This window comes from Brevibacillus choshinensis (genome assembly GCF_016811915.1).
GTDB lineage: Bacteria > Bacillota > Bacilli > Brevibacillales > Brevibacillaceae > Brevibacillus > Brevibacillus choshinensis_A.
This window is the reverse complement of record NZ_CP069127.1, coordinates 1054539-1079011: the sequence shown is the minus strand read 5'-3', so window position 1 is coordinate 1079011 and position 24473 is coordinate 1054539. Positions and strand designations below refer to the sequence as shown.

24 protein-coding genes and 1 riboswitch are annotated in these 24473 nt (G+C 52.4%); of the genes, 5 read left to right on the top strand and 19 right to left on the bottom strand.

All coding sequences use genetic code 11. The annotated features are described in order from the left end of the window. Position 1: 1 nt before the first annotated feature. The 6 genes from JNE38_RS05835 to JNE38_RS05810 form a co-directional block, all read right to left on the bottom strand. Complete coding sequence (locus JNE38_RS05835; protein ID WP_203355669.1) at positions 2-934, bottom strand: ABC transporter permease; 933 nt, start codon at positions 932-934, stop codon at positions 2-4. 109 nt (positions 935-1043) lie between these two features. After that, positions 1044-1148, bottom strand: a riboswitch (SAM riboswitch). Positions 1149-1365: 217 nt separating this feature from the next. Beyond that, a complete protein-coding gene (locus JNE38_RS05830) occupies positions 1366-1776 on the bottom strand; it encodes a DoxX family protein (RefSeq protein ID WP_203355668.1) in 411 nt (136 codons plus the stop codon). 73 nt (positions 1777-1849) lie between these two features. Next, entirely contained in the window at positions 1850-2701 is an 852-nt protein-coding gene (locus tag JNE38_RS05825; protein ID WP_203355667.1) for a M56 family metallopeptidase, read from the bottom strand. A 3-nt stretch (positions 2702-2704) separates the two neighbouring features. Then, positions 2705-3130, bottom strand: coding sequence for a BlaI/MecI/CopY family transcriptional regulator (locus tag JNE38_RS05820; protein ID WP_203355666.1), 426 nt, complete (start codon positions 3128-3130; stop codon positions 2705-2707). Positions 3131-3230: 100 nt separating this feature from the next. Then, entirely contained in the window at positions 3231-4127 is an 897-nt protein-coding gene (locus JNE38_RS05815) for a DMT family transporter (RefSeq protein WP_203355665.1), read from the bottom strand. A gap of 171 nt (positions 4128-4298) precedes the next feature. Beyond that, the gene (locus JNE38_RS05810) at positions 4299-4790 is read right to left on the bottom strand and encodes a MarR family transcriptional regulator (protein ID WP_203355664.1); all 492 of its coding nucleotides are present in this window, start codon (positions 4788-4790) and stop codon (positions 4299-4301) included. Positions 4791-4949: 159 nt separating this feature from the next. On the opposite strand from JNE38_RS05810, the gene JNE38_RS05805 reads away from it, so the two are divergent. After that, positions 4950-5384: an SgcJ/EcaC family oxidoreductase gene (locus JNE38_RS05805; protein ID WP_203355663.1), complete on the top strand. Its 435-nt coding sequence runs from the start codon at positions 4950-4952 to the stop codon at positions 5382-5384. A 57-nt stretch (positions 5385-5441) separates the two neighbouring features. On the opposite strand, the gene JNE38_RS05800 is transcribed toward JNE38_RS05805, so the two are convergent. Then, on the bottom strand, positions 5442-7562 hold the full coding sequence (locus JNE38_RS05800) for a sensor domain-containing protein (protein ID WP_203355662.1): 2121 nt from the start codon (positions 7560-7562) through the stop codon (positions 5442-5444). Between the two features lie 607 nt (positions 7563-8169). On the opposite strand from JNE38_RS05800, the gene JNE38_RS05795 reads away from it, so the two are divergent. Beyond that, positions 8170-9012 (top strand): alpha/beta fold macrolide esterase, encoded by an 843-nt coding sequence (locus JNE38_RS05795; protein WP_203355661.1) that lies wholly within the window; start codon positions 8170-8172, stop codon positions 9010-9012. Between the two features lie 61 nt (positions 9013-9073). On the opposite strand, the gene JNE38_RS05790 is transcribed toward JNE38_RS05795, so the two are convergent. Together JNE38_RS05790 and JNE38_RS05785 are read right to left on the bottom strand one after the other, a co-directional pair. Next, complete coding sequence (locus tag JNE38_RS05790) at positions 9074-10225, bottom strand: alpha-hydroxy-acid oxidizing protein (protein ID WP_203355660.1); 1152 nt, start codon at positions 10223-10225, stop codon at positions 9074-9076. A gap of 228 nt (positions 10226-10453) precedes the next feature. Continuing rightward, positions 10454-11548: an AbrB family transcriptional regulator gene (locus JNE38_RS05785; protein WP_203355659.1), complete on the bottom strand. Its 1095-nt coding sequence runs from the start codon at positions 11546-11548 to the stop codon at positions 10454-10456. Positions 11549-11739: 191 nt separating this feature from the next. Between JNE38_RS05785 and JNE38_RS05780 the strand changes: the two genes are divergently transcribed. Further along, positions 11740-12621, top strand: a complete 882-nt coding sequence (locus JNE38_RS05780) for a TetR/AcrR family transcriptional regulator (protein ID WP_203355658.1) — start codon at positions 11740-11742, stop codon at positions 12619-12621. Positions 12622-12682: 61 nt separating this feature from the next. Here the strand turns inward: JNE38_RS05780 and JNE38_RS05775 are convergent, their stop codons facing one another. The 7 genes from JNE38_RS05775 to JNE38_RS05745 all read right to left on the bottom strand — a co-directional run bounded on the left by JNE38_RS05775 (position 12683) and on the right by JNE38_RS05745 (position 18092). Further along, positions 12683-13210 (bottom strand): DinB family protein, encoded by a 528-nt coding sequence (locus tag JNE38_RS05775; RefSeq protein ID WP_203355657.1) that lies wholly within the window; start codon positions 13208-13210, stop codon positions 12683-12685. Positions 13211-13271: 61 nt separating this feature from the next. Further along, entirely contained in the window at positions 13272-14222 is a 951-nt protein-coding gene (locus JNE38_RS05770; protein WP_203355656.1) for a helix-turn-helix transcriptional regulator, read from the bottom strand. Beyond that, positions 14219-14815: a TetR/AcrR family transcriptional regulator gene (locus JNE38_RS05765; RefSeq protein WP_203355655.1), complete on the bottom strand. Its 597-nt coding sequence runs from the start codon at positions 14813-14815 to the stop codon at positions 14219-14221. The genes JNE38_RS05770 and JNE38_RS05765 overlap by 4 nt, the downstream gene beginning before the upstream one ends. An 8-nt stretch (positions 14816-14823) precedes the next feature. Continuing rightward, the gene (locus JNE38_RS05760; RefSeq protein WP_203355654.1) at positions 14824-16275 is read right to left on the bottom strand and encodes an FAD-dependent oxidoreductase; all 1452 of its coding nucleotides are present in this window, start codon (positions 16273-16275) and stop codon (positions 14824-14826) included. A gap of 44 nt (positions 16276-16319) precedes the next feature. After that, a complete protein-coding gene (locus tag JNE38_RS05755) occupies positions 16320-16457 on the bottom strand; it encodes a hypothetical protein (protein ID WP_203355653.1) in 138 nt (45 codons plus the stop codon). A gap of 92 nt (positions 16458-16549) precedes the next feature. Next, a complete protein-coding gene (locus JNE38_RS05750; RefSeq protein WP_203355652.1) occupies positions 16550-17293 on the bottom strand; it encodes an SDR family NAD(P)-dependent oxidoreductase in 744 nt (247 codons plus the stop codon). Between the two features lie 43 nt (positions 17294-17336). Continuing rightward, positions 17337-18092 (bottom strand): SDR family NAD(P)-dependent oxidoreductase, encoded by a 756-nt coding sequence (locus JNE38_RS05745; protein ID WP_203355651.1) that lies wholly within the window; start codon positions 18090-18092, stop codon positions 17337-17339. 137 nt (positions 18093-18229) lie between these two features. Here JNE38_RS05745 and JNE38_RS05740 point away from each other — a divergent pair, with 137 nt between their 5' ends. After that, on the top strand, positions 18230-19150 hold the full coding sequence (locus JNE38_RS05740; RefSeq protein ID WP_203355650.1) for a LysR family transcriptional regulator: 921 nt from the start codon (positions 18230-18232) through the stop codon (positions 19148-19150). Positions 19151-19204: 54 nt separating this feature from the next. Here the strand turns inward: JNE38_RS05740 and JNE38_RS05735 are convergent, their stop codons facing one another. Beyond that, positions 19205-21277: an ATP-binding protein gene (locus JNE38_RS05735; RefSeq protein WP_203355649.1), complete on the bottom strand. Its 2073-nt coding sequence runs from the start codon at positions 21275-21277 to the stop codon at positions 19205-19207. 313 nt (positions 21278-21590) lie between these two features. Between JNE38_RS05735 and JNE38_RS05730 the strand changes: the two genes are divergently transcribed. After that, a complete protein-coding gene (locus JNE38_RS05730; protein ID WP_203355648.1) occupies positions 21591-22880 on the top strand; it encodes a haloacid dehalogenase-like hydrolase in 1290 nt (429 codons plus the stop codon). A gap of 98 nt (positions 22881-22978) precedes the next feature. Here JNE38_RS05730 and JNE38_RS05725 read toward each other — a convergent pair whose 3' ends face one another. Continuing rightward, on the bottom strand, positions 22979-23527 hold the full coding sequence (locus JNE38_RS05725) for a GNAT family N-acetyltransferase (RefSeq protein WP_203357429.1): 549 nt from the start codon (positions 23525-23527) through the stop codon (positions 22979-22981). A gap of 27 nt (positions 23528-23554) precedes the next feature. Beyond that, a complete protein-coding gene (locus JNE38_RS05720) occupies positions 23555-24436 on the bottom strand; it encodes a MetQ/NlpA family ABC transporter substrate-binding protein (RefSeq protein WP_203355647.1) in 882 nt (293 codons plus the stop codon). Positions 24437-24473: the final 37 nt, after the last annotated feature.

The window sequence follows — 24473 nt, the reverse complement described above, 5'->3', positions numbered from 1 at the left end:
GCTACTTCCCTCCGCTCGTCAATCTGATGCGCGGGTCAATCACCCGATACAGCAGGTCGATGATGTACAAGGTAAAAATGAGCACAAAGCTGTAAAACACCGTCATTCCCAAAATCACAGGATAATCGCGGTTAAAAATGCTTTCCACGAAGTATTTGCCGAGCCCGGGAATGGCGAAAATCTTTTCCACCACGAAGGTACCGGTCAGCAGATTGGCAAAAAGCGGACCGATAAAGGTAAGCACAGGCAGCATGGCGTTGCGCATCCCGTGTCTGACGACGATGGAAAAGGTGCCGAGCCCTTTCGCCTCTGCGGTGCTTATGTAATCCTGCTGCCAAACCTCAAGCATGCTGGCTCGTACGAAGCGGGCGATAATGGCAAGTGGTCCGATGGCGAGCGCAAGCGTGGGAAGGATCGAGTGCTCCCAGCTCCCCCATGCGGCGACGGGCAAAAGCTCCCATTTGACCGCCATGTACTTGATCAATAGCGGCGCCAAAATAAAACTTGGGACGGAGATCCCGATGATCGCTGCGAACATGGACAGGAAATCCAAGCTCCGATTGTGATAGAGTGCCGCGATGATTCCGAGTGTGATTCCACCAGCCAGCGCGACAACAAACGACTGGATTCCCAGAACAGCCGAAGCGGGAAAGCCCTCTGCAATCAGCGTGTTCACGTCCCTCGTCTTGGACTGGATGGATGGTCCCAGGTCAAATTGCAGCAATCCTTTCAGATAAAGCAGGTACTGTACCGTGATCGGCTGATCCAGGTTGTACTCCGCCCGCATGTTTTTCACCACTTCTTCCGGAAGCATTTTGGCGTCAGACGCGAACGGGTCTCCCGGAATCAGGTGCATGATCGCAAACGTCACCGTGACAATGATCCACAGCGTAACCAGCATGAGAAAGCCACGCTTGACCGCATAATGAAACACGTTGTTTCCTCCTTTGCACAATACAAATTAAAACGATGCGAATACTATGAATTAGGTATATAGAAAGCCCCTCTCCGAAAAGAAGAGGGGCGATTTCACGATTCCCACCTTCTCATCTCTCAGAATAACTCCGCAGGATTTGGCACCGTATGGTTAATCAGACCAAGGTTGCCGGGTTTCATCGGGCCAGTCCCTCCACCGCTCTCGATAAGAATGTTCTATAAAATTAAATTTCATCCACAAAATTCATTTTTATCTTATCATTTTACTCGGATATGTCAATGCAGTTCAGTTACAATTGATTTTTCTTTATTTATGAAATTGCAGTCCGATCCTAGCCTCCCAAAGCATAAAAAAGAAACCCCGAAAACCCGGGGTTTCTCTCGCTCCCTGCCGATTGTTCAATCGGCTTTTTTCTTTGTCTCACATTCTTAATACGCTTTCTCCGCCTTTTTCTGTCCGATGGGCAGCAGTTTATCGACTGACAGAAGCGGACTGCCTGCCAGAACCAGATAAACGGACATCGCGAGCAGAGAGAGGTGCAATTCGTTGCCTGTGAAGAAGCCTCTTTCCGACGGCATGACGAACATGACGACGATCATGATCCATGCGAACAGCAGAGGAACGATTCGTGTTCCGAGGCCGATGAGGACGAGAATGCCTCCGAACAGCTCAATGGAAGCCACGACATTGGCCATCCAGCCTGGAATGCCGAGTGACGAGAAAAACCCAGCCGTGCCTTCGAGCGCCTGAAACTTGTCCAAACCGTGATTGATAAAGACAATTCCCAGGATGACCCGAACCAGCAAAGCTCCTACTTCCTGCATCGTTTTCGTATTCATATTACCTTCCTCCTCAAAAGGGGCTTGTCTATTCGTTTTAAACTACACAATGTAGTGTAAACCCGTAAAAAAATCAGGCCATAGAGACCCAGAATAGCTGACTTAACAAGATGATGACACTAACGGAAATAAAAACTGAGATTGTCGGCAGCTGAAAAGGTACCTCTTTCTTCGGGTCAAGCAGCCGCTGGATTCGGTAATTGATCGCAGTATCGGCAAAGGAAACATGAGCAGCTTGCATGACAGGCATCGTTTGTCTTTGCTTGACCAGCTTCAGCAAGGCACGTCCCAGATCTGCCATCCCTCCCGTTTGTTCCATCGCGTGACGGTCAGCCAAAACCTCTCTGACCACTTTATAATTCGTGTGTATATGCTTCAATACGGGGAGATACCAAAAAACGGTCGACAGCAAGGAAAGCAGGAACACCTTCAGCGGATCCGCATGCTCCTCATGGTAGGCCTCATGATGAATCACTGCAGCCAGCTCTTTTTCATCCAGCAAAGAGAGCAGCCCCGTAGACAACACGATTCGGCGGCGCAGCAGGCCGACAGTAAAGGCAAGCGGCTCGCGGCTGCTGACCACAATCACATCGTCCTTGCCGATTCGATACCTTTGGTTTACACGTGCAGTCTCACGTTCATCCAGACACTGCATGAGGGTTGTCTCAAAACGACGGCAGAGCCGAATTTGTCTGATCGTCATCCATACGGCCCAGGTAAACGTGTACAGGACCAGTGCGTCAAGCAAATAACCAGCAGAGGAAAAGCCAAGCGAGTGGATCGTCGTTTTGCACAGCTGCAGGAAGTTAAATTGCAGATCCCACCCCATCATGGTGTAAAACAGGTACATGCCCATTTGAATATAGACGAGTGCGGCCAACGTAAGCCCCGACAAAAAGAGGATTCGCGATCGATTTTCCCACATGGATCATTTTCCTTTTTTCAACAGATTGATTTTCTCTTCCAGCTTTTCCAAAAGAGCCGAATCCACATCTTCCAACTCATCGAGCATATGGCTGACAGCGAGCGGTCCAAACTCCTCCATGAGCTCGTGGGTCAATTCTTTGGATTGATTGTTTAGAAAATCGTGCTTGGACTGCACAGGCTGAAACAAGGATGTCCGTCCTGCCGCTCTTTTTTCCAGGAAGCCTTTTTCCACAAGCCGGTTCATGACAGTCATCACCGTGTTGAAATTGACCTGCTTGTCCGCTTCGAGCTTCTGCTGCACATCTTTGATGCTGAGCTCAGCCTCGTGTTCTTTTCCATCCCACAAAATGTCCATGATCTTCGCTTCAAGAGGGCCGAAGAAACGGTTCAAGCCACTCTCCTTCATCTTAAAGTGTTGCAGTTTCATTGCAGTCACCTCACACTACCCATTGTAGTGTTGACTTCCCGGGAAGTCAACAGGGCCCGGAGCATTTGCCGCTCCGAGCCCTTGTCTTCTCCGTATTCTGTCAAGCATCATAGGTCGCTGGAACGGTCCGCTTCTTGCCGCGGTAGTTTACGAGACAAATACTGAGGACAATTAACCCCAAGCCTGCCACCAGCGTGTACGTAAACGGCTCATGCAAGAACAGCGTACCTGTCGCCACGGCGATCAGGGGAACCAGGAAAGTAAAGGAAGCAATCTTGCTGGCATCTCCGCCATTCATCAGGTGGAAGTAGATGACAAAGGCAATCGGAACCCCGAAGGTCGCTCCAAATCCCAAGCCAAACATATAGCCGCCATTCCAGACGATGTCTGACCAGCTCTCAAACACCGTACCCGCTCCTGTCAGCAGCGCCCCCCCAATGATGAACTGGAGAGCCACCATCCACAAGGAATCGACCTTGCCGCTCTCTCTTTTGACGAAAATGACGCCCAGCGCCCAGCTGATTGCCGTGCAAATCGCGAGCACGACGCCCACGATGGAGACCTGTCCCGTGAAACCGTCTGCACTGACGGCCAGGATGCCGCAAAAGCCGATCAGCAAGCCGACGATTTTTTGCAGCGACATATTCTCACCGAGCCACAGCCATGCGAACAGGCCGACCAGAACGGGCTGGAAATACACCAGGACAGAGAACAGCCCTCCCGGCAAATACATCAGTCCCACGGTCTGCAAGCCATAAAAAAGGGCGGCATTGAGCAGAGCCGACACACAGTAACGCGGCCAATTTTGGCGCCAATTCACTTTTTTCCAAGCAGGCAGCAAAAAGGCTGCCAAAAGCAATCCGCCAAACAGCGAGCGCATCCCTGCGAACAACAGAGGCGGGGTGTAATGCAGTGCGACCTTGTAAATGGACCATGAGACACCCCAGATCAGAACCAAGCTAATGATGGCGAGTATGGTTTTTCTCTCTTTTCCCATAAGGGGACTCCCTCCCATTTTCTCTCTCATGCGATTCGCTTTTGGTAGGACTACGAATCAAGTCAGGCCTCACCAGGTGCTGGTGAAGCCTACGCCTCGTCTAGTCTAAACCCAAGCTTCATGAAAAGACAAGATGGAAGATCCGCCAAAGTGTCCCTGTCCAGATTGCTTTTACTCCCGATCTTCCTTCAGCTTGTTCATTTCTTCGAGCGTCATGTCATTGCACTCTCTGAGGAAATTCAGGATGACGCCTGTCTCCCGCTCATCGTATTGGGACATGATCTGCAGCGTTCTTCGCATCAGCGAATCAAACAGCGGATTCATCGAGTTGACTTGGGAGACGACCGGCTTGACGACGACCTTCCTGCGATCGCTCGGATCCTTCTCACGCACGATGTAACCCGCATTCTCCAGCCGATCAATCACATTTGTGACCGCTCCTGTAGTCAGTCCAGTCAATTCCGCCAATCGCCCTGCTGTTACCGGCCCGCTGTTCATAAGGAAGTCGAGGCACTTATGATCCGTCGCATTCAGAGCCAGCTTTTCAGATATGGTTTGGTGCAGCATCACGGCTCGAGCACTGTTTTTGCGCAGCTCCAGCAATAGCTCTTGCTGCAGCGGCGTCAAATCACCATCAAGATGCTGGCGATTATCGCTTGACATAAGGAACCCTCCCGAGTAAGATGAATATATCTTAATCGATTAAGATATATATTTCACTAAGAATTACATTCAATCAAGTTTTCACTCTTGAGTATAGCACAGTCAAGAAATCATCACCACGGAAAGGCCATCCCCACTATGGAAAGGATTGGGTTATGTATGAAAAACCGTAAAAGCGATATCGAAGCTATCCGCAGGCTATTTGCAGACATGTGTGAGGCATGGAACAACGGGGACGGTCCCGCATTCGGCCAGTGCTTCACCGAGGATGCCGACTATGTGACCTTCATGGGACACCATCTGCGGGGGCGATCTCAAATCGCCGGAGTGCATCAGCAATTATTCAACGGCCCACTGAAAGGCTCTCGCTTGGAATCCAGTGCGACAGAACAGCCGCATCCCCGCTTCCTCTCTCCCGATATCGCGATCATTCTTGCCACCGGGGAAGCCGCATTGGCCAATGGTGCTGCTGATCCAAACGACAGAGGCTCCATCAATACGAATGTTGTCATGAAAGTCGACGGTCAATGGAAGATTACCGCCTTTCATAATTGCCGCGTCCAGAGCATGCCCGGTGGCCAATTTCAAAAGTAGCCTTAACAAAAGCGGCAGCCAGAACATCCTGACCTGTTCTGGCTGCCGCGATTCCCGCTATTGCCTGCGTAAAAAGCTATCGAACTCATGTGTCGCGAGCGGTTTGCTGAACAGGTAGCCTTGACCGTGCACACAGCCGTTTTGCTGCAGCGCCTCTACCTGGTCATCCAGCTCAATCCCTTCTGCGATCACATTCATTTGCAGGCTGTCCGCGATGGTGACGATCGCTTTGACAATGGCCTGACTCTCCTGATTGTGGTGAATATCCCGAATAAACGAGGCATCGATTTTGATCGTATCCACTGGCAGGCTCTTGATGTAGCTGAAGGAGCTGTAGCCCGTCCCAAAATCGTCAATGGAAATGTGAATGCCCGCTGCACGAAGCTGCTGCAAAACGACGGTCGCTTCTTCCATTTTGACAAAAATGCTCTCCGTGATTTCCAGCTCCAGCCACTCAGCCGACAGCTCCAGCTCTTTCAATGTGGTCGTGATCATCTCCACGAGGTCCTTCTGGAAAATCTGCCGAGCAGACAAATTCACGGACACCTTTAGCTCATGCCCTTCCTCGTGCCATTTTTTGTTTTGCTTGCACGCCTCTTTCAGAATCCATTCTCCCAATTCGACGATAAGCCCGGATTCCTCCGCGATCGGGATGAACTTTCCGGGAGAAATGAGGCCCAGCTCCGGGTGTACCCATCGCACGAGCGCTTCCATCCCTGTCAGGGTCTGGGAGCCAATATCCATTTTGGGCTGGTAGTAGACATGGAATTGCTCCTGATCGATTGCTTTGCGCAGCTCGTTTTCCATCAAGATCCGCTCCAGCGACTTGGCCTCCATCGTCGGATCGAACAAGGAATAGCCGTTGCGCCCCTGTGATTTCACCGCATACAAAGCAGTATCTGCCCGCTTCAACAGGTCCTCCGCAGTCTCTCCATCCTGCGGAAAGAGAGCGATCCCGATACTGCAGGAGACCGTCACCAGGTGGCCGTTCAGCTCGAAAGGCTTTTGCAGCTGGCTCAGGATCTGCTCGGCGACAGCCTCCGCTTGCTTGGTATCTGTCAGCTGGCTGAGCAGGATGGTGAATTCGTCACCGCCCAGACGTGCGACGATATCCCCGGGCTGGACGCACGCCTGCAAGCGGCTCGCAGCTTCTATGAGCAGCATGTCCCCTACGTCATGACCGAACGAGTCGTTGATATCCTTGAACTTGTCCATATCGAGAAACAGGACGGCCATATTCGACTGGAATCGTTTGCCCAGCATGATTTCCTTGGTCAGCTGCTGGACGTACATGCGTCGGTTGGGCAAATCCGTCAGCGAATCGTGGTACGCCAAATGATGGATTGTTTCCTCCGACTGCTTGCGGTCTGTAATATCGCGCGTGACGAGAATCAGGCTGCTCACATTTCCATCCTCATCGAAGATCGGATTGATTTTAGTCTCCGTCCAGATCGGAGTCTCCCGCTTGGTATTGATTCGGCACTCCGTCATGTAGCCTTTTCCCGTAGAAAACGTGTAGCCGATCGCATAGCCCATGATTTCTCTGTCCTCTTCCGCGATCCACTCCAGCAGGTTTTGAATGTGCTCGTCCGGAATATCGTGCTCCCACAACGTTTTATGGGAAGGAGACAGGTAGAGAAAATCGCCGTCCGCATTGATCATGGAAATGATGTCCGATGTGTTTTCCGCAATGATTCTGTATTTCGCTTCACTTTTCAGCATGTCTTCTTCCATCTGTTTGCGTGCCGTGATGTCGCTGCGAATAGACACGTACTGATAGATCTTCCCCGCCTGATTGACGAAAGGGACGATGGTCGTGTCGACCCAATACAAAGAGCCGTCCTTCGCTTTGTTGCGAATCTCTCCTCGCCAGATTTGACCCGATCCGATCGTCGCCCACATTTTTTTGAAGAAATCCTTGGAATGATAACCGGAATTGAGCAGTCGATGATCTTGCCCGATCAACTCACTGCGCGTGTATTTGGATATCCGGCAAAACTGATCGTTCGCGCTCAGGATCACCCCCCGATGATCCGTAATTGCTACAATCGAGGATTTGTCCAATGCTTTTCTGACATCAGCCAATTCTAGCAGGGCCAGCTTCAATTTCTCGTCTTTTTCCTGCAGCAAGTCTTCCCATTCTTGCGGTGATAGTTCTACTACGGCTTCGTTTCTCATCTCTCTATCCCCTGATCCCCCATATTTTTATCTTTATAAGAAATACTCTGAATCAGGCAGATTGGCCCAGATGTTTTTGCATTCTGATTCAGTAAAAAAAGACCCTTTCCCAGTTGGGTTGGATCCATTTTACATTCAGGCAAGATTTTCTTTCCTAAATTGGCTCCATTGTACCACGAAATGGTAAAATTCAATGGCTCCAGATGAGCGCTTTTGCAACATTTTTGCAAACGTTTGGCCCGCCCGATCCCACCTTACTTAGCAGGGCAGGGTGTTCCACTCTCGTGGGGGTACCTAGAAATTTTGGTTGATCCTTCAAATCCGTTATGGTATTCTGAACACACTTTACATCGAACGGAGGGTTACGTGTGGCAAATTAATTTCCGATGATTTTTTGCGTAGGATCGATATGCGCAATACAACTATGCCTTGTGCCTAGTAATCGGAAATTGGTCTGCCTATACGGCAACCCGTATTTGTTTTTTCAGCGAGGAGATGACGACACCTCTTATTTGGGTGTACTCTCGTTCTTCTCCCCTTTCCGATTACGGTCCGCACAGGCAATGTCGCCTGTGTTTTTTATTTTTTTCTGGAGGGGAAACCATTTATGAGCGAACAATTACGATCCATCGATGGAATTGAACTATGTGTAGAGGGCTTTGGCCGCCAAGACGATCCGGCCATCCTGCTAGTGATGGGGGCGACCGCCTCGATGATTTGGTGGGAAACGGAGTTTTGCCAGCGTCTGGCTGACAAAGGATACTTCGTCATTCGCTACGACAATCGGGACGTTGGCCGATCAACCACTTACGAGGTGGGCTCTCCCGGCTACACGTTTGAAGATATGGCGGATGACGCTGTACGCGTACTCGACTCCTTTGGAATCAAGCAAGCCCATATCGTCGGGATGTCGATGGGCGGACTGCTCACCCAAATCGTTGCGCTTCGCCACACGGACCGCGTCCTGTCGATTTCGCTTGTGATGACATCCAATTTTGCGCCGCATCTGCCCCCCATGGAGGAAAAGGTGGCCGCATTCTTTTCAAATGCCGGAAGCATCGATTGGACGGATGAGCAAGCAGTCGTCGCCTCGTCAGTCGAAAAATGGAAGGTTCTGAGAGGAAGCAAGCATTCATGGGACCGTGAAAAGATCGAAAAGCTGACGAGAGAAGAATTCAAGCGCGCCCGCAATATTGCCAGCATGAACAACCACGCCTTTGTCACCGGCGCCGAGACTTACGTGGTGCGAACACACGAGATTCCGCAGCCGACATTGGTGATTCATGGCACAGAAGATCCGATCATCCCCTATGTGCATGGTGTCCATCTCGCAAACACCGTACCGGGGGCTGCACTCCTGACACTGACAGGCACGGGACACGAGCTTCATGAGCAGGACTGGGATGCCATGATCGAGGCGATTTGCGCGCATACGGCTGCTGCAAAATAATGAGGAAGACCGGCCCCTTGTCTCGGGTGGCCGGTCTCTTTTTCATCCAGCGTGCTTGCGGTTACAAGCGTACGAGAATGCTCCTATTTAAATCGGATACCCGATTGCTTCCCGATAGCGCTACAGAAACGTCAAGCTCATGAATCAACGTTTCGAGGACATTGGCAACTCCCCGTTCCCCCGCGACTGCCAATCCAAACATGAAGGGTCGGCCGATTAATACGGCGTTTGCTCCCAATGCCAGCGCCTTTACCACGTCCGAACCGGTTCTCACGCCACTGTCGAGCAAAACCGGGATGCGTCCGTCTACTGCTTCCACAATAGCCGGCAGCGCATCAAGTGTTGAGATAGCCCCATCCAACTGACGTCCACCGTGATTGGAGACGATGATGCCGTCGACGCCGCGCTCGAGAGCAATCCTGGCGTCGTCCGGATGCAGAATTCCCTTTACGAGAATAGGCAAGCTCGTATGCTGGCGCAAATAGTCAATATCCGCCCAGCTGAGTGTCGGATGGTAGATGTTGCGCAGAACTTCCTCCACAGCGTTCTCCACAGAAACTTCAGGCAGTCTGGAGCAGAAAACCGGATCGGAAATGTAGTTGGCAAGCCCCCTCCCTTCGCGCAGTGGAGAATAGCCGTTTCGGAAATCGCGACGTTTCCATCCGAGCATGACTGTGTCTACTGTGAGGACGATCGCGGAATAGCCTGCAGCCTCCGCTCTCTTTACCATGCTAGCACACACTTCCCGATCGTTTGACCAGTAGAGCTGGAACCACCTGTGCGCGTCTCCCATCGTTTCCGCAATCTGCTCGAGCGTATGAGCGGAAACCGTGCTGACCACCATGGGCACACCCGCTGCCGCTGCCGCTTTTGCTGTCGCCAATTCTCCTTCCGGATGGGCGATGGCCTGCATACCTACCGGTGCCAGCATCACGGGCGTTTTCAACTGCTGACCAAAAAGCTCAATTCCCAAGCTGCGCTGGGAAACATCCCGGAGCATCCGTGGGACAATCGCCCATTTTGCAAATGCCGAGCGGTTGGTTGCCAGCGTTTCTTCCGCTCCTGAACCTCCGGCAATATAGTCAAAAGGGCCCCCGGGCAGCAGCTCCCGTGCCTTTTCTTCCCAATCCTCGAACGAGATTGGCATCGCTTGCGTTTCTTTGTTCACCCGCGTAAACTGCAAGCTCTCCTTTGTTTTTTCCGCTTCTGTCATCGCGCATCTTCCCTTCTCTTGTTACGAGTAAAGTGGCTTCTCACTCTCCAACACGTCCTCATGCCTTTGCAAGACTAGTTTGTCAATTTCACGCATCATTCGACGTGTACGAGATCAATTATAGACCATTCCCGCCCAGGGTGGAGGCTCAATCCTAGCAAATGCCGTCTGCTGTTTTCTCGCAAACAAAAACAGCAGGCGAATAGGCACCTGCTGTTCGTTGATTCATCAAGAGGTAGTCTCTACCGCATGGCTCCTGAGCCTTGAGCGGAAAATGGCTTTGATGAGCGATGGTACGACCAGAAAAATAAACAACGTCCGAAACAGCTGATAGCAGATCACGACAGACAAGTCCGCGTTGACCTCCTTGGCGATGATCCCCATCTGATCCATGCCTCCCGGGGAGAGCCCCAAAAAGGCGGTAACAAATGACATCGGATGAAGCTCGGTGAGCAGATAGCTCAGGCCCAGAGAACAGGCTATCAAAACAGCCCCGCTCGATATCGCCAGCACCGCCATGCCCAGCTTGTTCTTCAGCTGTTCGGGCTTTAGCAGCAATCCGATGTACCCGCCGATCATCAGCTGGCATGCATTCAAAAGAGTGGAAGGAAGGGCCGGCCCTTCATATCCGTTCAAATTGATGAGAATCGTCACGATCATCGGTCCAAGGAAGATGGCCGATGGGAGATGGATCTTCTTTCCCAAAAAGGCGCCCAGCGTACAAGCTGCCGCAAATAGAAAAATGTGCGGATACAGACCTGCCCAGCTCGCCGATGCTTTCATGGCCACCATTTGCTGCCCAAGTCCTTCCAAGCCGAAAAACGGGCTGAATACGAGCATGGGCACGAAGAAAATGATCATCAGCAAGCGCGATACCTGAAGGAATGTGACGACCGTCAGATCCACACCCTTGATCTCCTCCGCGAGAGGAATCATCTGGGTCAGCCCGCCGGGTATGCTCCCCATCAGTGCGGTAGCGTAAGAGATACCGGACAATTTGGATATCAAAAAGGCGATCCCAGTAGAACAGAGCAAGAGCATCGCTGTCAACAATATCATCATGGGAAGCTGCTGTCCGATTTGCTTCATCGCCCCCAAGGTAAAAGACAGGCCGATCGTATAGCCGATCATGATCATGCCTGAATTGCGAACCACTCCTGGCCAGTAGGGCGTGAATGATTTCCAAAGCTTCGTGCCGATCAGGACGAATATCATCGGACCGAGCAGCCACGGAATCGGCACATGCAGCATTTGAAAAGCGAAGCCGCCCGCCAAAGCCATCAAGAGCGTAATCAGAAACGATACCAAGCGATTTTCCCTCATGCTACTTCACCGACGCCGAAATTTCCTCGAGCGCTACTCCATCGATACTTTCAGCAATTTTCATTCGTCTTACCCTCCTGTTCACCGTCCCAAAACTTACGAGTTCATTATATGACTCGCGAGTTTTCACTGTCAATTCCGTATATTGACCTTGCATTTGTCCCATGGCAGAATACGGAGGGGTGAGTGCAATGGATGACGGAAAAAAACAGCAGATTCTCCAGACAGCGATGGAGGTCTTTCAGGAAAAAGGCTATACCGCTGCTTCCATGCAAGAAATCGCGGAGGCCTGCGGAATGGCCAAAGGCAGCATCTACAAATACTTTCCTTCCAAAGAGGATTTATTCACCGCCGTTTTCGTAGCGTGCCATCAAACGATGTTCGATCAAGCCCGTGAGATGGACTTGGCTGCTCGTACAGAAGCGTTGCTGCCCAAGGAACGACTGCGCAGGAAAATAGAGTTTCAGCTCCAGTACATGCTGGAAAATTACTTTTTCATGTTTGAATTCAAAGAGCTTCCCATCAAAGAGAACGAAAAATTCATCCTGGCCTGGAAGAAAAAACGGGCCACACTCTTGACCTGGCACAAGGACTGCATGGTGGAGGCCTATGGTGAACGCGTCGAGGGGCATGTGTGGGACGTCGTTGCCATTTATAGAGGCATTTTGCGTGAGTATTTGACCTATGCCGTCCAAAAGGTGATCGTTCTTCCGATGTCGGAGCTCGCACAGTTCATCGTCGAGCGAATCGATGCCATCGTAGGCGATATGCTCGCCTCCTCTGTGAAGCCGATCTTGCGGGAAACCAATGTTTACTTTAACGATCTCAACCCGATCGACCCGCTTAGCCAGCAGCAAAATGTCCGCGACTTTCTGCAATCCTTCGCTGCCAAGATCCAGGAGCTAACTGCGCCCGAGCCTGTTCGCCGCGAGCTCTTGGAAGTCGTCTCGCTATTGCAGAAAGAGCTCGAGCAAAAGGCCCCCAATCCCACGCTCGTCCAAGTGTTTATCACGTATTTGGAGACGATCCCTCAGCTCCGCCCGCTCATACGTCAGCTTTCTTTGCTGATCTAATCCAAAAACCAAAAACCACCCATTCGCCGTCGGGTGGTTTTTGGTTTTTCTATCGTGACGCCTAGTTTTGCACCAGCTCGCCTTTGAGTCGATCCAACTGGCGAAAATGATGACGATAGTGCATTTCGATCAACTGGAACCATTCCTGCGCATTGCACAGCCCAAAGGCAGGATGCGCGATTTTATGCTCAGGAGAGATCGCTTGCAGCTGCGGCTCCACCTCTTGCACACGAGCCACTACGGCATTCAAGCCTTCCAGAATCTGCTCCTTGCTCTCTGGTTGAGCCGGCGTGTACTCAGGTGAAGGCGGCACCTGCACGCGGATGGGAGGCAGCTCCCCTTTGGCAAAAACATCGCGGCCGATCTCCGACTTTTCGCCAGTCGTCACGTCTGATCCGCTCTGACACTTCGCGATATTGGCCAGCTGCATGTACAGGGCTGATTGATACAAATGAACGTACATTTGACCGATCGACCACTCGCTTGGGCTCGGCTGCCGGCGAAGCTCCTCCATGGTAAAACGGCTCAGCTCTTCTATGTAGCGAGCCGTGCTTTCCTCAAAACGTTGCAGCAATTCCTTCGTATTCATCCATCTCCACTCCTTTTCCTTGATAGTCTGATCATACAAAAACGCTACTGACAGCATCATGTCAGTAGCGTTTGCGCATCTTTTCAATTTCCTCACGAATTTCGTTGCGAAACGATTCCGGTTCCAGCACTTCGATATGGGCTCCCCAGCCTAACACCCAATGCATGACCTCCTCGGTTTGACGAACGCGCAGCGTAACGAGCAACCCATCCGGCCGATCCTCGCACGCTTCGAGATAAAAATAGCGGGATTCTTTTATCTGCTCGGCAATTTCGCTTCGGGCAAGCAGGCGCACATGCATGTTACGGTCATCCACCGGTTTGTACGCATGCAGATGAAAATCGGGTGGACGCTGGTAGCCTTCCTCCGTTATCGCGAGCTTGCTCATCCGCGACAGCCGGAAATGTCGGAGGTCGCCGCGCAGATCGCAATGGCCGATCATCATCCACGATCCGCCTACGAGAGTCAGTCCGTAAGGTGCGACGACGCGGACACTATCCCTGGTTCCATCCTCGTCCGCCATGCTTTTGCGATAGTGAAACGAAAGCTTTTTGGCATCGAGCAATGCCTGCCGCACCGTGTCCACCCGTTCCTTCTCCTTTTTTGTGCCAGGGGAATTACTGTCGAAAGAGAGAAGCCGCATAGTCGACAAGATGTTGGCGGCTTCCCTGCGGACCTGTTCAGGGAGAACCGCCTCAATTTTGCCCCTGGAGCTTCTCGCCCTTTCCTGATAGCGAGGATCAAACTTCTGCTCCACAAAATGCGCACCCATCAGCAAGGAAACGGCTTCCTCCACCGTAAAGCTCACGGGAGGCAAAAAATATCCTTCCATCAAGGAATAGCCAATTCCCGGTTCGCCTACAATCGGAACACTCGCTTCACTGAGCGCCTGCATATCCCTGTAAATGGTTCGGACGCTTGTTTCAAAGCGGGCGGCCAGATCCTCTGCTCGTACGACACCCTTGCGCTGCAGCTCCAGCACGATGGCAAGAAGGCGATCTGTTTTGTTCATGGACGTGCAATCAAGCGCAGCAGCATGTCGACGTCAGGCAAACGATACCCCTCGATGCCCTGGGCATTCAGCACCATGAGGCCGGAGAGGACGGACAGGTAGGAGGAAATCAGTTCCTCCGGGCTTCCTTCCACGATCTCTCCCGCTTGCTGCGCCTCTCGGAATAAAGGCAGCAGGCGCTCGATAAACGCATTCATATCATGGCGGTCAATCAGCTCCTTCACCTTGTCTGGCACACCGTCGGATGTCCGGGCATGATGGATCAGCATGAAATAGGGGGTGCCGCTTTCGTCGAGCATTTCCATGGACAGCGCCCGTATTTTTTCGATCGGCGTTCCCGGCAGCTCATACACTCCGCGCGTGGCTGCTTCTGCTCCCTCCATGGCATCCTCGATGAGCGTGGTAAACAGCTCTTCCTTGGATGAGAAGTAATGGTACAAGAGGCCATGGCTGATGCCCGCTTCTGCCGCAATCATGCTCATTTTGGTCCCGATGATCCCGCGGCGGGCAAACACCTTGATAGCCGCCCCCAGGATCTGTTCTCTTCTTTCATCGCGGATTTGATGCAATTGTTCTTCGTTTAATGGCGCCAAAGATTATTTCACTCCTTAAACGGGATGATTTCGTCCAAGATTTCCTCCAATGTCTTTCCCTCGTGTGTGCTCATTATTTCAGTCAGCAGTGGTTTTCCCTCTTCACTTGCGCCCAGAATCTCTGCCACGGTGTGCGCGTTGAAGATGGCACGCGGAGGCTGCGACAGCGTATTGACTCCCCAATACAAACCGTACCAAGGGAAGTTTTGTTTCGTCGTTGCCTCTTTGAGCAGAAGATTCATGACATTGCTTACAAACGTAATTCCCTCCAAGGGATCACGGCCTGCGTACTCGACGCCTTTCCATTGTATATCTGCTGCGCAGTTCAGCCACCATGCCGGTTCGATGGCAGCCTGGATGTGGCCCAGAACATGCTTTTCAAAGTCGGGAATGGGGTTTTCCCGATGCTGGCGCAAGCATGCGTCCAGCCTTTCTGCCTCGATGGCAGCTACCGTCATTCCTTGACCGAAGATCGGATCAAAGATGCAAAAGGCATCGCCGAGCACCAGCAATCCGGAAGGCCAGTCCTTCATTTGCTCATAGCGGTGCCGGTACAGCTCAGGCACACGGTATCCACGCACGACCGTGATCGGTTCGAGCCCTTCCATCGTCTCTTTGATCAGGGAGCTGGGCAGCTCGGCGATCGCCTGTCTGTAGGCTTTCTCATCTGTCGGTGGGAAATGTCCGCCCGGTCGGTAGAGCACCACCTCTGCCACCTGATTTTCGATAAAGGAAAACACGCCGGTGAAAGTCCCTGTCGCAGGCTGCCCTGCGATGTTGATGACATCCCACTTTTCAATCAGATCGGTCATATGGGGCGGAACCTGATAGCGCTGCGTACTGTATCCGATGTTCACTTTCAACACATCCGGCCTAGGCACTTCATAGCCCAGCTCCTCCAGCCACACCGGCAGCTTGGAAAATCTGCCGCTCGCATCTACAACCAGATCGGCCTTGACTTCTGTCACAGTCCCCGCTGCACTGCGATCCCGTACGAGAACACCCGTAACGGCCGTGTGATCAGGAGAAGCGAGCAGGCGAATCACATCGTGCTTGGCGAGTACATGGACATGAGGAATGCTCAGCACGCGCTGACGGATGACCGACTCCAGATTTGCCCGGCTGAACTTGATATCGTTTCGCTGGTATTGACCCGTGATACTTCCATATTGATTGCTGTTAAAAACCGTTTTGTTCCAGGAAGATGGGGCACCGTTTGCCACCAGTTCATCCTCAAAACCCGGAAAGAAGCCTTCTGTTATCATCTTACCACGTGTGGTAAAGCGATGGGGGTGAAAAGCCTGCGGGGTACCTGAGCGGTCCTGCAGCACTGTCGGGAGCTCGTCTTTATCCATGATCAGCACTTCTGCATAGTAATCGGACAGCACTCTCGCCGACAGCAAGCCGGCGATGCTCCCCCCTATAATAATCGCTTTGCCCGCTTTTTTCGTTCTGGTCATTGTTATCGCTCCTTTATTTGTGTTCTTTGTTTAGATTGACTTAATCAATCAACAATAGACATAAAAAGACGTGATCCAAAAGCGGCAAAGGTGGTTGCAGGTTTTTGATTGACTAAATCAGTCAATTGTAAAATACTTCTTTTTTTCCAGTCTGTCAACGAAAAAAAAAGCCCTTTTGCCATTTGGGCTTGCCTCCTCCTACTTCCAACACTTGCTCGTCAGAAAAAGAAAAAGCCGGGCAATCCGTCTGCCCGGCTTTGTATGTGATTCGCGATTATTGAGCGGTATAGCCGCCATCTACCAAGAGGCTCGTTCCGGTAATGAAGGAGGCATCGTCGCTTGCGAGGAAAAGCACTGCTTTGGCGACTTCCTCCGGTTTGCCCAGCCGTCCCATTGGATGCAGGCTGATGAGATGCTCATTCATGGCTTCATTGCGTCCGGCAATCAGCGGAGTATCGATGTAGCCAGGACACACCGCATTGACGCGGATGCCTTCTTTTGCATAGGTGATGCCCAAGGTTTGACTCAAGAGCTTCACACCGCCTTTTGCAGAGGAATAGGCGGTCACGCCCGCTTTCCCCGCATGGCTGTGGATGGAGCCGCAGTTCACGATCGCCCCGCCGCCTCCTTGCGCAAGCATTTGGTCGATGACGTATTTGTCGCAGAGGAATACCCCTGTCAAATTGATGTCGATCGTGCGGCGCCAGTCATCCATGCTCAGCTGATGGGCAGGAGCGTCCTTGGCGATTCCCGCATTGGCAAAAAGAATGTCGATGCGGCCGTACTTGTCTACCGTAGCTCTGACCATATGCTGGACTTCTTCCTCGCTGGTCACGTCCGTTTTCACGAAAAAGGCATCAAATCCTTCCTCATTCAGCTTGTCCGCAAGCTCCTGACCGCGTGGGGAAAAGTCGGCAATAACGACTTTCGCTCCTTCTTTTGCAAACAGGCGGACTGTGGTTTCTCCGATTCCGCTCGCTCCCCCTGTCACGATCGCTACTTTATTGGTGAATCTCATCGCGATTCCCTCCTTGAGTTTGGTGTCCCTCACTTGTGATCGCTTAACGAGCCGTACCGCCGCCGTCAATCACGAATTCTGCGCCCGTCACATGCGCAGCCTCGTCCGAAGCGAGGAACAGAACCATGTTGGTCACGTCCTCTACGGTACCGAGACGTCCGGTAGGTACGCCCTGCGCCAGCTCTTCCTTGGAATGCTTGGTCGCTTCGGAAGCGTAGGTAACCATCCCTGTGTCGATGTATCCCGGGTGAATCGAGTTCACACGCACGCCGGTTGCGGCATATTCGATGGCCGCATCCTTCGTCATGATGCGAACGGCCCCTTTGCTCGCTCCGTACAAGACGTGTCCGGGAGCCCCGATCAGACCTGCGATGGAAGACGCATTGATGACCGAGCCCGCTTGTTGTTTGGCCATGACTGGCATGACGTGCTTCATTCCCAGAAATACGCCGGTCACATTGATCGACATCAGGCGATTCCAGTCGGAGAGCGCGATCTCTGCCAGAGGTTTGATGATATAAATACCTGCGTTGTTAAACAGGATGTCCACTTTCTCGTAGTGTTCTACCGTTTGCGCTACCACTCGCTGCCACTCTTCCTCTTTGCTCACATCGTGTGCGATAGCGAGAGCAGATCCCCCTGCATCCTTGATTTCGGCTGCTGTCTCATTAGCACTGTCCAGATTAATATCGGTTACCACGACTTTTGCGCCTTCCTTTGCAAATCGAAGGGCGGTGTTCTTGCCGATTCCCGTGCCTCCACCCGTGATAATCGCTACTTTCCCTTCCAATCTAGCCATGAAAACGCCTCCATTCAAATTGGGTTCGCTGCAGCTTTTGGGTTCCACACCCTCATTATAAACTTCCTTTTTGTTAAATAATATGTAAAGATATTTACCGATAGTTAAGCAAAACTTAAGGATGTGACCGCGAGACCATGAACCTCGAGCAGCTCGAATCGATCATCGAAATCGCCAAAACCGGGTCCCTGACCAAAGCCTCTCAAAACAGGCACGTCACGCTCTCCGCCATCAGCCAGTCCCTCTCTGCGCTGGAGGCTGAGCTCGGCATTACCCTGTTTACCCGTTCACGAATGGGAGCCGTTCCTACCGCAGAAGGACTCGGCATCATTCAGAAGGCATTTGAAATTCAGCGAAAGCTGCAGGAAATCCAGGAGGAGGCACAGGGCTATACCAATACGATGACCGGCGAACTGCGGCTTGCGACCATTCCCGGTCCGATGAATTTGCTGGTGAACGCAGTCGCTCGTTTCAAAAAGGATTATCCCCAGGTTCGGCCGGAAATCGCCGAGAAGGGTTCTCAGGAAATTCTGGAGGATATTCGGAATGATAAAATCGATATCGGATTGATCATCGTTTACGAGAGTCTCGTGAAAAAGAACCCGGGGCTCATATTCGAGAAGCTGATCGAAGGGAAAATGGTGGTGGGAGTCAGCAGGAACTCCCCGCTCGCCCTGCTAAAGACGGTAACCCCTGAAGTCCTTCGACAGCAGTCGTTTGTCCTGTACAACGACGAATACGTAAAATGGTTCGTGGGCGATTTTGCAGCTACCTACGGCCCGGTTGATGTCCTGTTCACGACGAACAACACGGACGCGATCCGCAGTGCGGTCAGAGAAGAATTGGCCGTCACAATCGGCTTGGACTATTCCTTCATCCACGAGCCGAACATGCTGGACAAGGACATAGTCACTCTGGAGATTGATATCCCCAAGCAACAGCCCGTCTACCTAGGGTGGGTGCAGCCTGAGGAGCGCCATTTCTCCCGGGTCTCCAAAGGGTTTACCCAACGTCTGAAATTCGACCTGCGAAACAATCACGAGCAGCTTCCGAAGTAGAAATGAAAACGCCCATTGCAGGCCATCCTTTCTTGCTACTCAGGCTGGATCATCCTACTCCTTATTTTCTGACGCTCCCCACGTTCGCAGGACTTCCGCAAAGTTGGATACGGCACTGCCCACATGACGGTAAAACGTGGCTCGACTCATATTGACGGACTTTGCTGCGGCAATGGCATTTTGCGGATGGTGGAGGTATGCGGCATGCAGGAGACTGCGGTCTGCGTGAGACAAAGGTGTCGTCTCATCGAATAAAAGCGATACGATGTGCTGATGCAGCTGTGCTCCGTTCTCGATTTCCGGAAAGCAGGGAACATAGGCTTGGAGCTCAGCCGGCGCCTGCAAGGAGGCGAGCAGCTTCCGAACCGCCTTTTTCGTGAGGTCTTTGGGCGTGGGAAGCGTCATGGACGAGCGAGGCATCTCCGGGAAAAAGGACATGATCCAATCCCCTGCTTGCCCGTTTCGCAAATCCAGCTCGAGGACATCTGCCTTTGCGTAGGAGGTGTCGCAATCTCTGGATCGGGTCGGTCGAAGCAAGAATCCGAGCTGCTGCAAAAACACTTTCAAATCCGCGTTGGTCGCCACCAGCACCGCGCGCATTCCTTCCCCCAAAAGCGACAAGCGGTCCAGCATGAGCAGCCCCACCAATTCTTCTCGAGTGAAGCCCGGGAGCTGGGTGGTGGCCGCGACAAGGACGGGATAATACGTATCCGCCTGATCGTATTCGCACATCAGCTCCTCAGGTTCGCAGCATTCGGCCAGTTCTGCTGGAAAGAAGCGCTTCAGGAAGAGACTCGTCTCCCTGTGCAGGAGCACGAGCAGAAACATCCCCACGGGCAGCCCATCAGCTCCGCGCAGCACACTGATGCTTTCCGGAAATCGGATGGCGAGCTCACTCAGGAATTCCTGGTAGATGGGAATCTGCCGCGGGTCGACGCTGTATTCGCACCACTGCTCGAGCAAGTCACTCAGCACAGGCATGTCGCTCGGTTGGATAGGCTCGAGCGGAGAAATATGCGAATCAACGGACAGATCGGCATAGAGCCGATGCAGGGGAAGGGAGTCTTTGCCGAGCTGCAGCATCTGCGACGTAATCATTCGTTTCTTCTCCGGCTTGGCCACTTTCAGTTGATGGTGCAGAATCGCCCCCGCCTTGGCTCGCAGGGCTTGCAGCCGCTGCGGCTCCCGCTGCCGGAAGTCGCGAAGCAGATGCATTCGGGCCAGATCGTGCAAGGAGAGGCCATCTGGAGTAGAGCGGATGAAAGACAGGCCTTTCAGCAGCTGATATTGGTGCAGCGTGATCGTCTGATTGAGAACGAGAGACAGCATCTCCTGATTGGCAAACTGGAGGATGACCAGGACGTCTACCATCGGCTGCAGCTCCGCTAGCGTGAGCTCTCTCAAGATATGGGCGCTGATCGTCTGGGAAACAATCTGCTTGTCCTCTGCAGAAAGGCGATTTTGCCGGAGCGCTGCTTCTACCATCAAGGCCAATGCGAGTGGATGCCCATCCGTAGACATCGCCATCTCCTTTGCCATTTCTTTTGGGAACGGACCAGCCGACCGGATGTACGCCATTGCTTCTTCATGTGAAAAATGAACGAGCGGGAGCTGCTTCAGATGCCTGCCCCATACCGGATGTGTCTTCCAAGCTGGAGATAAAGCGGAGCGTGAAGCCAGAATCACGAGGACACCCGAATCGGACAGCTTGGGCAGAAATGCCTCCAGGAGCCAGCCTTCCAGCAAGGACAAGCTCTCAACATTATCGATGCAAAGAACTGCCCGTCGTTCAGGGCCCGCATTAGCGAGCGGTTCTAGCGGATTCGTCAGCCCCCTGCCCACCCCTTCCAAAGAGACTGCCGCTTGGATGTATTCCAAAAATCCGACTGGTGTCTGGACGCAGGAGCGCCCGTCCAGCCAAAGACCGAGCACCTTTTTTTCTCTTGCCTGGTGCAGCATTTCGGCGATCAGGCTGCTTTTTCCGATCCCGCCCATTCCAGTGACAGAAAAAATGCGCAGAGGGGCTTCTGGATCATCCAGCCATTCCTCAAGCAGATCCCTTTCTTTTTTTCTGCCGATAAACAGCTTCCCGCGCTCCTCTGATCGTACCGTCTGTGTCGGATTCATAGCACTCCACCAATTTTCTGTAAATAATGGTTATTTAGAATGATTATAGCAAATTGCCGCCAAACTTGGCAGCACATACCATACATCGTCGTACAAGGGACTCTAGTCTAAAGGAATGATTTCCCTTTTTTTATTGCCATTTATCTAATAATTCCGTATTCTTAAAGAGCCAAGTAAATACACCCGACAATGAGGTCTTTGCCTGCGGATTCTTCCAGCCCGCGGGTAGGGGCCTTATTTTTTTTGCCGGGGGGTGACTGGCATTACAAGCTGGAAGCGGATTCAAAAAGAGAGAGAAGAGAGGATGATTTACATGTCGCAGGTTCTGACAAAACGAAGCCAATGGTGGGTGACCCTTATCATCATGGCAGCCCTGCTCGCGGTGCAACTGCCAGCTATGGCCAAGGACGCATCCCCCGCGGTTCAGGTGCTGGACAAGGGGAAATGGGCACCGGCCACCTATCAGGCCATAAACGAGCTGATAGAAAAGCAGGGAGTAAAAAGCTCTTCTTACAATCCGAATAAAAAGCCGTACGTCGTTTTTGACTGGGATAATACCAGCATTATGAACGACACCGAAGAAGCACTCTTCGCCTACCAGATTAACCACCTTGCCTACAAGCTCACGCCTGAAGAATTCGGCAAGGTCATTCGCACCAATGTTCCGGAGGGTCCCTTTGCTGATGGTTACCAAAACGCAGACGGCGGGCAAGTGACATTGGACGCCATCGCTTCTGACCTGGTCGCTGACTACCAATACCTGTATGACAGCTACCAGGGACTTTCGGGAAGCAAATCACTGGAAGAAGTGACGGCGACTGAGCAGTTTGAGGATTTCCGCACCAAGCTGTTTTTCCTGTACGAAGCGATCAACGAGACACACAGCACCAGCATCGGCTATCCATGGGTGCTCTATCTCTTTACCAACATGACTGTCGATGAGATCCACAAGCTGGCTGAAGCCTCCAACGACGCCGCCCTCGGCATGGCGATCCAAAAAGAGACATGGACAAGTCCGAAAGTTCTGGCCGGAAAAGCAGGGGTCGTAACCGTCTCCCATACAACCGGACTGCGGCTCACCTCTGAAGTGGCAAACCTGATGAATACCTTCCGTTCCAATGGGTTTGACGTCTATGTCGTGAGCGCTTCTCTGGAGGATGTCGTGCGGGTGTTTGCGACTCTGCCGAAATACGGCTACAACCTGCCTTCGGAAAATGTGATCGGGATGCGTCTGGCCACCCTAAACGGCGTGATCACAAACAAATACCAAGCCAATTACCCGATCACCGTAGGGCACGGAAAAACAGAAGTGATCCAGTCCGTGCTGGAGAAAAAATACGGTCATGGCCCCATCTTCATAGCGGGCGACAGCAACGGCGACTTTGAAATGATGACAGAACTGGCAAGCGTCAAGCTCGCTCTGGTGGTCAATCGCGTCAAAGGCGGCAAAATCGGGCAGCAGGCGGCCAAAGCAGCCGAACAGCTGGGCAAAACCAACCCGTCTGTCGTCCTCCAAGGACGCGACGAAAATACAGGCATGTGGATTCCGACCGAGCAAACCATCCGTCTCGGACAGACCGAGCCGCAGCTCATCACCAAGTAATTGCGACGAACCGAACGTCCTACAGTTCCAATACCTGCGAAGTCAAATAAACCGCCCGTCAATCAGGGCGGTTTTTTGCTCTGGGGAACCTCGATTTATCAGGCTTTCAGCGACGACAGCAAGCCCTTTTCTTCGGTCAATGGCAGGCGGTAGCTTTTAACGGTCGTCTCTCCGTTAAAAAAGTCCTTCTCGACTGCCCGCTCAAAACCGAGCCGTTCGTATAGCTTTACTGCCGCTTCCATCATATCCGTGGTATGCAGATGCAAGGTCGAAGCGCCGATCGCCAGGGAACGCCGGATGCTCTCCCGAATCAGCTGGACAGCAATCCCCTTCCCTCTCGCGTTTGGAGATACGGCCAGAAAACGGATGATCGGGGAGTGGATTGCCAGCTCCGGCTTGCCATATGCCGCCTCTGATGAAGCAAATAGCTGCACGCTGCCGACGATCTCATCCCCTAGTCCCGCCACGAGAAAGGCAAAGGTGCGCTCACCCGCCACAGACCTTTTCATCTCTTCTTTGTACAGCTCCCAGCGCTTGGCGGACAGCTTCTGCTCATACTGCCGATACGCTTCGATCAGATGCTTTTCCAGACGTTCGCGATCACCTGCCACCGCGTCGCGAATCGTAATCGGATCGCTTTCCCTCATCATGATGACCCTCCCTGCTGGGCTCGTTTAAAAGGCGGGCACCACAGCTACACCGTATTTGTCCTCAATGAATTTCTTCACTTCCGGTGTGGTCAGGGCAGCGTCCAGCTTTTTGATTTCGTCACGATTCTCGTCGCCTTTTCGAACCGTGATCACGTTGGCGTACGGAGAATTCCCTCCTTCGCGGAACAAGGCGCTATTCGGGTCGATTTTGGCTTCCAGCACGACATTCGTGTTGATGATCGCTCCATCCAGATCGGGCAAAGCTCTCGGCAGGGTCGCTGCCTCAGCTTCGACAAACTCCAGCTTCTTGGGATTTTCCACGATGTCCTTTGGCGTCGCCTCATACGTGGTCAGCCCGTCCCTCAGCTTGATCAAGCCTTGCTCCTGCAAAAGGGTCAGCGCACGGAATTCATTGGATGGATTGTTGGGAATGCCGATTTTTGCACCTTCCTTGAGTTCATCTTTTGACTTCCATTTGTCCGAGTAAAAACCGATTGGCTCTACGTGAACCTTGGCAGCGACAGCAAAATCGAAGCCTTTTTCAGTTTTGACGGAATCGAGGTAAGGGACGTGCTGGAAGAAGTTCGCGTCGATCTGATTATCCTTCAGCGCCGGATTGAGCTGCCCCTCGTCGTCGAGGATGACGACCTCCAGATTGATTCCCTGTTCCTTGAGCTTCGGTTTGATAAACTCCAGGATTTCCGCATGCGGCACGGGAGCCGCTCCGATTTTCAATGTGACCTCTTTTTTGGGTTCTGCTGCTGACGCTTGATTGGTCTGCGCAGCTTGATTGGTCTGCGCAGCTTGATTGGTCTGCGCAGCCTGATTACCAGAGCCGCACCCAGCCACCAGCACACTTACCCCCACGAGTACGGAGAATAAAACACCCAAGCCTTTCTTGCTCATGCACGCCACTCCCTCAATTGGTTTCTCTTCTTTTTCT